We start from the raw sequence: 568 nt of genomic DNA, 5'->3' as shown, positions 1-568 counted from the left end.
TGGCCGTCGCGCTCGGCCTCCTCGACCCAGCGCGCCAGCCGCGCGATGCGGCGTTCGTGCGGCAAGGCCGGCAGCGTGCGCCAGTCCAGCACCACGTCCACGCCGATCGGGCGTTCGTACTCGCGCACCAGCAGGGTGTCGCGGCGCGCCGAGTGCTTCCAGGCGATTGCCCGCGGCGCGTCGCCGGCGCGATACGGGCGCAGCTGGTGCAATTCCTCGCCGAGCGCGTGCAGGCGGGTCTGGGTCGGGGTGCCGGCGCCGGCCGGCAGCGGCGGACCGTCTGCCTCCGGTTGCGGGTAGACCAGCAGCGGGGCGTCCGGCCAGAACCAGGCCCAGGCGCGCAGCAGGCCCAGCGGCTGGGTGGTGGAGACCTGGATGCGTTGCAGGTCCAGCCAGCCGCGACGCTCGGTGGGCACCTCCAGGTCGGCCTCGTTGCGATCGTCGCGGTGCAGGTCCAGGTAGGTGTGGGCGGCACCGTGGCGCACGCGCAGGCCGCGCCGTCGGCGCCCGTCGGCCGTTGCCAGCGCCAACCGCAGGCGCAGCGGCTGCCCGGCCGCCACCGGCTCCG

1 protein-coding gene is annotated in these 568 nt (G+C 76.2%); it reads right to left on the bottom strand.

Annotation, left to right across the window (positions count from 1 at the left end):
- A partial coding sequence (locus tag D183_RS0111380; protein WP_017909098.1) for a DUF58 domain-containing protein occupies positions 1-568 on the bottom strand: 568 nt, incomplete at both ends.

Origin of the sequence: Xanthomonas sp. SHU 199 (assembly GCF_000364665.1) — a bacterium.
GTDB lineage: Bacteria > Pseudomonadota > Gammaproteobacteria > Xanthomonadales > Xanthomonadaceae > Xanthomonas_A > Xanthomonas_A sontii.
This window is presented reverse-complemented; position numbering and strand designations above follow the sequence as displayed.